The organism is Rubellimicrobium mesophilum DSM 19309 (assembly GCF_000600335.2).
Lineage (GTDB): Bacteria > Pseudomonadota > Alphaproteobacteria > Rhodobacterales > Rhodobacteraceae > Rubellimicrobium > Rubellimicrobium mesophilum.
Genome location: NZ_KK088572.1, coordinates 42,822 through 53,148, shown reverse-complemented (window position 1 = coordinate 53,148; position 10,327 = coordinate 42,822). Strand labels below are relative to the sequence as shown.

The window sequence follows — 10,327 nt, the reverse complement described above, 5'->3', positions numbered from 1 at the left end:
CGCCCCCCCCCTGCCGCCCCGCCGCGCCGGCGCCGACGACGCCGCGAGCCCCCGCGACCCGCGCGCGACGCTGCTGCCCGGAGGGCCGGGGACGGCGGCGGTCGAGGCGCCCGCGACGGGGGACCTGCTGGGCGAGGAGGTGGCGGACAGCCGCCGCTCCACGGTCTCGACCCGCAGCCAGAGCTATTCGGCGCTGGTGTGGCGGCGGCTGCGGCGGTCCGTGCCCGGGATGCTGGGGCTGGGGCTCGTGATGCTGCTGCTGCTCATGGCGATCTTCGCGGACTTCGTGAGCCCCTTGGACCCCAAGGCGCGCAACGTGGGTTTCGCGCCGCCGGACAAGGTGTCGTGGCACGTCCCGGGCGAGGGGCCGGAGGCGGGATGGCACCTGCTGCCGCGCGCCTTCCCCATCGTGGAGGGGGACGAGTTCGACCCCGTCACCTTCCAGCCCATCGTCGGGCCGGACTACGAGAACCCGCGCCGGATCGTGCTCTTCGCGCCGGGGTGGGAGTATTCCTGGCTGGGCATCCGGATGAACCGGCACCTGTTCGGCGCGGCGGACGGATCGCCGCTGCACCTGCTGGGCACCGACTCCTTCGGGCGGGACATCCTCTCGCGCGGGGTGGTGGGAAGCCGGATCTCCCTCGCGCTGGCGCTGTCGTCCATCGCTCTCATCACCGTCATCGGGACGCTGGCGGGGATCACGAGCGGCTACATCGGGGGGCGCTTCGACGCCTGGTTCCAGCGCTTCGTGGAGATCGTGCTCGCGTTCCCGCAACTGCCTCTCTACCTGACGCTGGCCACGCTGATCCCGGTGACGGCGCCGTCGGGGCTGTTCCTGACCTTCGTGGTAGTCGTCATCGTGGCGCTGGGCTGGGCGCAGCTAAGTCGCGAGGTGCGGTCCAAGACGCTGGCGCTGCGGCAGGTGGACTACGTGCGGGCGGCGCTGGCGGTGGGCTCCTCGGACGGGCGGATCATCACGCGGCACATCCTGCCCAACGTGATGAGCCACATCATCGTCTCGGTCACGCTGGGCATCCCGACCATCGTGCTGCTGGAGAGCTTCCTGGGCTTCCTGGGCTTCGCGGTGAAGCCGCCGCTGATCTCCTGGGGGCTCATGCTGCAGGACGCGGGGACGTTCAGCGTGATCGGGTCCTATCCCTGGATCCTGAGCCCCGTGGGCTTCGTGCTGCTGACGGTCTTCGCCTTCAACGCGCTGGGCGATGGCCTGCGCGACGCCATCGACCCGTATTGAGGCCGCCGATGAACGCCATGAACCAGCCCCAGGGGCCGCTGATCGACGCCCGCAACGTCGCGGTCTCCTTCAAGGTGGAAGGCGGCACGGTCGAGGCCGTGCGGGACGTGTCCTTCGCCGTCTGGCCCGGCAAGACCACCGCGCTGGTGGGCGAGAGCGGGTCGGGCAAGTCCGTGACGGCGCGGGCGGTGATGCGGCTGCTGTCGAAGCGGGCGAGCGTGTCGGAGCGGACGCGCATCCTCTACGGGGGCAAGGACATGGCGCATCTGTCCTCGCGGGAGATGCGGCGCCTGCGGGGCAACCGCATCGCCATGATCTTCCAGGAGCCGATGTCGTCGCTGAACCCGGTCTACACCGTGGGCGCGCAGATCGCCGAGGGGCTGATGCTGCACCAGAAGCTGGGGCGGCGGGAGGCCTGGGCGCGGGCCGTGGAGCTTCTGGAGGAGGTGCAGATCCCGGATCCGGCCGCGCGTGTGAACCAGTATCCGCACCAGCTTTCGGGCGGGCAGCGGCAGCGGGTGATGATCGCGATGGCGCTGGCCAACCGGCCTGACGTGCTGATCGCCGACGAGCCGACGACGGCGCTGGACGTGACCGTGCAGGCGCAGATCCTGCACCTGATCGACGACCTGAAGAAGAAATACGGGATGGGGGTGATCCTCATCACCCACGACCTGACGGTGGTGCGGCAGTTCGCGGATTTCGTCCACGTCATGCAGCACGGCGAGGTGCGGGAGGAGGGGCCGACCGAGGCGATCTTCTCGGCGCCGAAGCACCCCTACACCAGGCGGCTGCTGGCCTCGGAGCCTCGGGGCCAGGCGGACCCGGCGCAGGTGCGGCCCGAGACGGTGCTGAAGGGCGAGGGCGTGCGCGTGCAGTTCACGCTGCGCAAGGGCGGGTTCTTCAAGGGGACCTATCACCCGCTGGTCGCGGTGGACGGGCTGAGCCTCGACCTGAAGCGGGGGGAGACGCTGGGGCTGGTGGGGGAGTCGGGGTCGGGCAAGACGACCTTCGGACAGGCGCTGATCCGGCTCATCCGCAACGACGGCGGGCGGATCACCTTCGACGGCGACCGGATCGAGGCGAAGGACCGCAAGGCGATGCGGCCCTACCGGAGCCGGATGCAGATCGTGTTCCAGGACCCGTTCTCCTCGATGAACCCGCGGATGAGCGTGCGGCAGGTGATCGAGGAGGGGTTGATCGTGAACGGGATCGGTCGGACCTCGGCCGAGCGGTTCGCGCGGGTCCAGCAGGCGCTGCGGGATGCGGGGCTGCCGGACACGATCTCGCACCGCTTCCCGCACGAGTTCTCGGGCGGGCAGCGGCAGCGGATCGCCATCGCGCGGGCCATCGCGCTGGAGCCCGAGTTCATCCTGCTGGACGAGCCCACGAGCGCCCTGGACCTGTCGGTGCAGGCCCAGATCATCGAGTTGCTGAGGACGCTCCAGAGGGAGAAGGGGCTGAGCTACCTGTTCATCTCGCACGACCTCAAGGTCGTGCGGGCGCTGTGCCACCGCGTGATGGTCATGCAGCACGGCAAGATCGTCGAGGAGGGGCCCGTCGATCAGGTCCTCGTCGACCCCAAGACCGACTACACCCGGCGGCTCGTGCGCGCGGCGTTCGAGATCGCGGCCTAAGGATTCACGGAAAAGGCAAGGCTCATGACCACGATCACCTTCATCGGTGCGGGCAGCACCGTCTTCACCAAGAACATCGCGGGCGACATCCTGCACCGGCCGGCGCTGAAGGGCGCCACGATCCGGCTGATGGACATCAACCCCAAGCGGCTGGAGGAGTCGGAGGTCGTCGTCTCCAAGCTCGCCAAGTCCATGGACGCCGACGCCCGGGTCGAGACCTATTCGGACCAGCGGCGGGCGCTCGATGGCGCGGACTTCGTCGTCGTGAGCTTCCAGATCGGGGGCTACGAGCCGGCGACGGTGACGGACTTCGACGTGCCCAAGAAGTTCGGCCTGCGCCAGACCATCGCGGACACGCTGGGGATCGGCGGAATCATGCGGGGGCTGCGGACGGTGCCGCACTTGTGGAGCATCTGCGCGGACATGATGGAGGTCTGCCCGCAGGCCATCATGCTCCAGTACGTGAACCCGATGGCGATCAATACCTGGGCCATCGGGGCGAAGTTCCCGAAGATCCGGCAGGTTGGTCTCTGCCATTCGGTGCAGGGCACGGCGGAGGAGCTGGCGCGGGACCTCGACATTCCCATCGAGGAGATCCGCTACCGCGCGGGCGGCATCAACCACATGAGCTTCTACCTGAACTTCGAGCACCGGCAGCCGGACGGGTCCTACAAGGACCTCTATCCGGCGCTGCGGAAGGGCTACATGGAGGGCCGCTTCCCGAAGCCCAGCCACTGGAACCCGCGCTGCCCGAACAAGGTGCGCTACGAGATGCTGATGCGGCTCGGCTACTTCGTGACCGAGTCGTCGGAGCACTTCGCGGAATATACGCCCTGGTTCATCAAGCGCGACCGTCCCGACCTGATCGAGCGCTTCGGGATTCCGCTGGACGAATATCCCAAGCGCTGCGTCGAGCAGATCGCGCGGTGGGACCGGCAGGCGCAGGACTACCGCGACGCCGAGAGGATCGAGGTGAAGCCGTCGCATGAATATGCCTCGGCCATCGTGAACTCGGTCGTGACCGGGGAGCCCTCGGTGATCTACGGGAACATCCGGAACCGGGGCTACATTCCGCAGCTTCCCGAGGGCTGCGCGGTCGAGGTGCCGATCCTCGTGGACGACAACGGGCTCCAGCCGACGACGGTGCAGGACATCCCGCCGCAGCTCATCGCGCTCCAGCGGACCAACATCAACGTGCAGGAGCTGACGGTCGCGGCGCTGATGGAGGAGAACCGCGAGCACATCTATCACGCGGCGATGCTCGACCCGCATACGGGGGCGGAGCTGGACCTCGACCAGATCTGGGCGCTGGTGGACGAGCTGCTGCTCGCGCATGGGGAGTTCACGCCGGAATGGGCGCGGCCCGAGCCCCGTCGGAAGGCCGGGTGATGGCCGGGGGCTGGCCCGAGCGCATCGTCGTCGTGGGCGGCGGCACGGCGGGCTGGCTCGCCGCGATGATGCTGTCGGAGGTGGCGGGGCGGAAGGCGCCCGGCACCTCGGTCACGGTGGTCGAGTCCTCGAAGATCCCGGTCATCGGGGTGGGGGAGGGCTCGACGGCCGTCTTCCGCCAGATGCTCCGGCGCTTCGGGCTCGACGAGGAGGAGTTCCTGCGGGAGACCGGGGCCACGATCAAGTTCGGCATCCGGCACCGGGACTGGCGGCGGCTCGGCCACCACTACGACGGGCCGATCGACGATCCGCATCTCGTGGCGCCGGGGTGCCGCTGGACTGCTACGCCGTCGCGGCGGGGAAGCCGGTGCAGGAGGCGCACCTTTTCCAGCACCTGATCTGGAAGAAGCGCGGGCCCTTCGCCGAGGTGAACGGGAAGCGGGTGCCGGCGGGGCCGTTCCACTACGCCTTCCACTTCGACCAGGCGCTGGTCGGGGCGTGGCTGCGGAAGAAGGCCAAGGGCATCCGGCACCTCGACGCGCAGGTGACGGGGGTCGAGACGGGCGGGGACGGGGTCGCGGCGCTGCACCTCGATACGGGCGAGCGGGTGGATGGGGACCTCTTCATCGACGCCTCGGGGTTCCGGCGGCGCCTGGTAAGCGAGCTGCCCTTCGAGTGGGTGAGCTTCTCCGAGATGCTGCCCAACAACCGGGCGCTGCCGTTCTGGCTGGACCTCAAGGACGGCGAGGAGATCGACCCCGTGACCGGCGCCTGGGCGCAGGGGCATGGGTGGATGTGGAAGATCCCGACGCAAGGCCGGTTCGGCTGCGGCTACGTCTTCTGCGACGCCTACATCTCCATCGAGGAGGCGCAGGCCGAGATCGAGCGGGCGCTGGGGCATCCCATCGAGCCGCGCGGGGATATCCGCATCAACCCGGGGCGGCAGCCGGGACGTCTGGGTGGGGAACGTCGTGGCGGTGGGGCTTGCGTCGTCCTTCCTCGAGCCGCTGGAGGCGACCTCGATCCACGGGACCATCGGGCAGCTCATCTGCCTGACGGAGTGGATGGACCAGCTGGGGGCAGGGGAGCGCTACAACGCCACCGCCGCTCGGCAAGTGGAGGACTTTCGGGACTTCGTGCGGCTGCATTACGTGTCGGAGCGGCGTGACACGGCCTACTGGCGGGACGTGACCGCCTCGCATCCGCCCGTGGTGACGGAGCGGCTGGAGAAGTGGTCGCGCAAGTTCCCCTCGCGCGAGGACTTCGAGCCCTTCCCGCTCGGCCTCGCCCATGTGCAGGAGCAGCTTTACGTGCCCGTGCTGAACGGGCTGGGGCTGCTCAGCCAAGACCTCGCCCGGGCTGAGATGGCCCGCGACCCGAAGCTGCGCCAGAGGGCGCGCGAAACCCATGCGAGCCTGGTGGCGGAATACTCGCGGGCGGCCGAGAAATGCCTCCCGCACCGCGCTTGGCTTGAGTCCCTTCACAAGGAAACGGTGGCATGACGTTCAAGGTGGCGATCATCGGCGCGGGCAGCGTCGGATTCACGAAGAAGCTGGTCTCGGACCTCCTCAAGGTTCCGGAGTTCGAGGGGGTGGAGTTCGCGCTCACCGACCTCAACGAGCACAACCTCGACATGATCGCGCAGATCATCCGGCGCATCGTCGAGGTGAACAGGCTCCCGGCCAAGGTCACGGCGACGACCGACCGGCGGAAGGCGCTGGAGGGCGCGCGCTACGTCATGAACGTGGTGCGGATCGGGGGGCTGGAGGCCTTCGCGGACGATATCCGGATTCCGCTGAAATACGGGGTGGACCAGTGCGTCGGCGACACGATCTGCGCGGGGGGCATCCTCTACGGGCAGAGGGCATCCCGGCGATCCTGGAGTTCTGCAAGGACATCCGGGAGGTGGCGGAGCCGGGGGCCTTGCTGCTGAACTACGCGAACCCCATGGCGATGATGACCTGGGCGGCCATCGACCATGGGAAGGTGAATACGGTGGGCCTCTGCCACGGGGTGCAGAACGGCCACCGGCAGATCGCGGCGGCGCTGCGGGTGCCGATGGAGGAGGTGGACATCGTCTGCTCGGGCATCAACCACCAGACGTGGTACGTCGACATCCGGCACAAGGGGCGGACAGTCGGCAAGGAGGAGCTGCTCGCGGCCTTCGAGCGGCATCCGGTGTTCAGCGAGGAGGAGAAGGTCCGCATCGACGTGCTGAAGCGGTTCGGGTTCTACTCGACCGAGTCGAATGGGCACCTGTCGGAATACCTGCCTTGGTACCGGAAGCGGCCGGAGGAGATCACTCGCTGGATCAGCCTCAACGACTGGATTCATGGGGAGACGGGCGGCTACCTGCGCTACACGACCGAGAACCGGAACTGGTTCGAGACGGACTTCCCGCAGTTCCTCAAGGAGGCCGAGGCGCCGCTCTCGGGCTACAAGCGGACGGACGAGCACGCGTCCTGGATCCTGGAGGCGCTGGAGACGGGGCGGACCTATCGCGGGCACTTCAACGTCAAGAACGGCGGGATCATCCGGAACCTGCCCGAGGACTGCATCATCGAATCGCCCGGCTTCGTGGACCGCTTCGGGATCAACATGGTCGAGGGGATCACCCTGCCGCTGGCCTGCGCGGCGACCTGCAACGTGAGCGTCAGCGTCCAGCGCATGAGCGTCGAGGCGGCGATCACCGGGGACGTGGACCTGCTCAAGCAGGCGGTTCTGCACGACCCGCTGGTGGGCGCGATCCTCAACCCCGAGGAGGTCTGGCAGATGGTGGACGAGATGCTGGTGGCGCAGGCCAAGTGGCTGCCGCAATACGCCCACGCCATCCCGGCGGCGCGGGAGCGGCTCAGGGACCCGAAGGTGAAGACGAAGGAATGGGCGGGCGCGGCGCGGCTCGACGTGCGGTCGGTCGATGAGTTGCGCGAGGCCAAGGGCAAGAAGGCCAGCCTGGGGCATGGGCTCGGGACCAAGGTGATGGGCTGACGACTTGTGATCGCAGCCGCGAAAGCTGCGATCACAAACGTTGCTTTTCCGGCCGGTTGTCGCGAATTCGGGACGTTTCCGACCTTTCGGGCGCGTGACAGCGCCTTCAAAACCGGGCAAAGGGGCGTCAGCTTCGAGCCAAAGGTCAGGGACAGGACAATGCCCGACATCCCGCGCGGCAACCGGCCGCTCTCTCCCTTCATGATCGGGCCGTATTACCGGCCCCAGTGGACCTCGGTCACCTCAATCCTGACGCGGATCACCGGCAGCGCGCTGCTCGTGGGGGCGGCGCTGCTCGTCTGGTGGCTGGTCGCCGCCTCGATCGGGCCGGACGCCTTCGCCACCGCCGACGGCGTGCTGCGGAGCTGGTTCGGCGACCTCGTCCTGTTCGGGAGCCTCTGGGCGCTCTGGTACCATATGCTGGCCGGCATCCGGCACCTCGTCTGGTCCACCGGCCGGATGATGGAGATCCACGTGGCCGAGACCTTCGGCAAGGTCATCGTCGGGCTCTCCGTCGTGCTGACGGTGCTGACCGTGCTCATCCTCTGGACGGTGTGATCCCATGGCCTCCTACACGACCGCCCGCAAGCGCGCCGAGAACCTGGGGGGCCTCCGGGGACGGCACCCATCACCACTGGCACATGATCGTCAGCTCCATCGCACTCGCGGTGCTGACGCCCTTCTTCATCTTCACCTTCGGCTCGATCCTCGGGCATCCCTACGAGGAGGTCGTCGCGGCGCTGCACAACCCCTTGGTGGCGGTGCTCTTCGGGCTCTACATCGTCGTGGGCCTGATCCACTTCCGCAACGGCTTCCAGGTGGTGCTGGAGGACTATGCCCACGGGACGCCCCGGCGCGTGATGATCGTCGCCATGATCTGCGTCACCTACGCCATCCTCGCGCTCGGCCTGCTGGCCGTGCTGCGGCTCGCCATCTGAATCGGACCCGCTGCCATGACCGCCTATCCTTACGAGACCCATGCCTACGACGTGGTCGTGGTCGGCGCCGGGGGCGCGGGCCTGCGCGCGACGCTGGGCATGGTCGAGCGCGGCCTGAGGACCGCCTGCATCACCAAGGTCTTCCCCACCCGCTCGCACACCGTGGCGGCGCAGGGGGGATCGCGGCGAGCCTCGGGAACATGGGCCCCGATAGCTGGCAGTGGCACATGTACGACACCATCAAGGGGTCGGACTGGCTGGGCGACATGGACGCCATGGAATACCTCGCCCGCGAGGCGCCCAAGGCGGTCTACGAGCTGGAGCACTACGGCGTGCCGTTCAGCCGCACCGAGGACGGGCGCATCTACCAGCGGCCCTTCGGCGGGCATACGACCCAGTTCGGCGAGGGGCCGCCCGTGCAGCGCACCTGCGCCGCCGCCGACCGGACGGGGCACGCGATCCTGCACACGCTCTATGGCCAGAGCGTGAAGCAGAAGGCCGAGTTCTACGTCGAATACTTCGCCACCGACCTCTTGATGGGGCCCGAGGGCGACTGCCGGGGCGTGGTGGCCTGGGACCTCGCGCAAGGCACGCTGCACGTCTTCACGGCGAAGATGGTGGTGCTGGCGACGGGGGGCTACGGACGGGCCTACTTCTCGGCGACCTCGGCCCACACCTGCACGGGCGACGGCAACGGCATGGTGGCCCGCGCCGGGCTGCCGCTGCAGGACATGGAGTTCGTGCAGTTCCACCCGACGGGCATCTACGGCTCGGGCTGCCTCATCACCGAGGGCGCGCGCGGGGAGGGGGGGTATCTGACCAACTCCGAGGGCGAGCGGTTCATGGAGCGCTATGCGCCCACCTACAAGGACCTCGCTTCGCGCGACGTGGTCTCGCGCTGCATGACGCTGGAGATCCGCGAGGGGCGGGGCGTCGGCAAGCGCAAGGACCACATCCACCTGCACCTCAACCACCTGCCGCCCGAGACCCTGCATGAGCGGCTGCCGGGGATCACCGAGTCGGCACGAATCTTCGCCGGCGTGGACCTCACCAAGGAGCCGGTGCCGGTCCTGCCGACGGTGCACTACAACATGGGCGGCATCCCCACGAACTTCTGGGGCGAGGTGCTGAACCCGACGGACGGCAGCCCCGACCGCGTGTCGCCGGGCCTGATGGCGGTGGGCGAGGCGGGGTGCGCCTCCGTGCATGGGGCGAACCGGCTCGGGTCCAACTCGCTCATCGACCTCGTGGTCTTCGGGCGGGCCTCGGCGATCCGGGCCGCCGAGGTGGTGGCGCCCGGGACGGCGAACCCGGACATCCCCAAGGAGTCGCTGGACTTCGCCCTGTCGCGCTTCGACGCCCTGCGCCACGCGAGCGGCGGCACCCCCACGGCGGAGCTGCGGCAGGAGATGCAGCGGACCATGCAGGAGGACGCGGCCGTCTTCCGGGCGAGCGATACGCTCGCGCAGGGGGTCCGGCGCATGACCGAGGTTGCCGGCAAGCTGGCCGACCTGCGGGTGAGCGACCGGGGCCTCGTCTGGAACACCGACCTCGTGGAGACGCTGGAGCTCACCAACCTCATGCCCTGCGCGCTGGCCACCATCGTCTCGGCCGAGGCGAGGAAGGAGAGCCGGGGGGCCCACGCCCACGAGGACTTCCCGGAGCGCGACGATGTGAACTGGCGCAAGCACACGCTCGCCTATGTTGACGGGACCGAGGTGCGCCTGGCGTACCGTCCCGTCCACATCGATCCGCTGACCACGCCCGAGGAGGGCGGCATCGAGCCGAAGCGGATCGCCCCCAAGGCGAGGGTCTACTGATGCTTCGAATCCTCCTGCCGCTGGCCGCCGGCGCCACGCTGCTGGCCGCCTGCGAGCCCGTTCCCGTCGATCCCGAGCGCGCGGCGCTCCAGTGCGAGCAGCGCGCCCGGGGCGCGCAGGGGCCGACCGGTTCGGTCACCATCGGCGCGAGCTCGGACGAGGGCCCCTTCGTCGGGACCGCGATCGGGATCACCGGCGACTACCTGGCGGGGCGCGACCCCGTGCAGGTCTACAACGACTGCGTCATCCAGAAGACCGGCGCGCTGCCGATCCGGCCGCCCCGCCTTTCGTGACAGGGAGAGA

The 10,327-nt window shown here is 68.9% G+C and carries 9 protein-coding genes and 3 pseudogenes; all 12 read left to right on the top strand.

Annotated elements, in window-relative coordinates; translation table 11 throughout:
* The coding region (locus RUMESO_RS11865) for an ABC transporter permease (protein WP_342670768.1) at positions 1-1,252 on the top strand (1,252 nt) is incomplete at its 5' end.
* An 8-nt stretch (positions 1,253-1,260) separates the two neighbouring features.
* Entirely contained in the window at positions 1,261-2,889 is a 1,629-nt protein-coding gene (locus RUMESO_RS11860; RefSeq protein WP_051521268.1) for an ABC transporter ATP-binding protein, read from the top strand.
* Between the two features lie 24 nt (positions 2,890-2,913).
* The gene (melA, locus tag RUMESO_RS11855; protein ID WP_037280426.1) at positions 2,914-4,278 is read left to right on the top strand and encodes an alpha-glucosidase/alpha-galactosidase; all 1,365 of its coding nucleotides are present in this window, start codon (positions 2,914-2,916) and stop codon (positions 4,276-4,278) included.
* Complete coding sequence (locus RUMESO_RS27815; protein WP_169791167.1) at positions 4,278-4,676, top strand: tryptophan 7-halogenase; 399 nt, start codon at positions 4,278-4,280, stop codon at positions 4,674-4,676. Before melA ends, RUMESO_RS27815 begins: the two co-directional genes overlap by 1 nt.
* Positions 4,607-5,212: pseudogene (locus RUMESO_RS24245) on the top strand (tryptophan 7-halogenase); the annotation flags it as partial. The gene RUMESO_RS27815 and the pseudogene RUMESO_RS24245, both read left to right, overlap by 70 nt.
* Positions 5,213-5,237: 25 nt before the next feature.
* The gene (locus tag RUMESO_RS27180) at positions 5,238-5,780 is read left to right on the top strand and encodes a tryptophan 7-halogenase (RefSeq protein WP_281177560.1); all 543 of its coding nucleotides are present in this window, start codon (positions 5,238-5,240) and stop codon (positions 5,778-5,780) included.
* Positions 5,777-6,267: pseudogene (locus tag RUMESO_RS26405) on the top strand (family 4 glycosyl hydrolase); the annotation flags it as partial. The gene RUMESO_RS27180 and the pseudogene RUMESO_RS26405, both read left to right, overlap by 4 nt.
* Positions 6,268-6,336: 69 nt before the next feature.
* Positions 6,337-7,266: a family 4 glycosyl hydrolase gene (locus RUMESO_RS11835; RefSeq protein ID WP_425414902.1), complete on the top strand. Its 930-nt coding sequence runs from the start codon at positions 6,337-6,339 to the stop codon at positions 7,264-7,266.
* A 159-nt stretch (positions 7,267-7,425) separates the two neighbouring features.
* Positions 7,426-7,824 (top strand): succinate dehydrogenase, cytochrome b556 subunit, encoded by a 399-nt coding sequence (sdhC, locus tag RUMESO_RS11830; RefSeq protein ID WP_037280422.1) that lies wholly within the window; start codon positions 7,426-7,428, stop codon positions 7,822-7,824.
* Between the two features lie 83 nt (positions 7,825-7,907).
* Entirely contained in the window at positions 7,908-8,204 is a 297-nt protein-coding gene (gene sdhD, locus RUMESO_RS11825) for a succinate dehydrogenase, hydrophobic membrane anchor protein (RefSeq protein ID WP_342670767.1), read from the top strand.
* Between the two features lie 15 nt (positions 8,205-8,219).
* Positions 8,220-10,024, top strand: a pseudogene (gene sdhA / locus RUMESO_RS11820) (succinate dehydrogenase flavoprotein subunit).
* Positions 10,024-10,317: a hypothetical protein gene (locus tag RUMESO_RS11815; protein WP_037280420.1), complete on the top strand. Its 294-nt coding sequence runs from the start codon at positions 10,024-10,026 to the stop codon at positions 10,315-10,317. The pseudogene sdhA and the gene RUMESO_RS11815 overlap by 1 nt, the downstream one beginning before the upstream one ends.
* Positions 10,318-10,327: the final 10 nt, after the last annotated feature.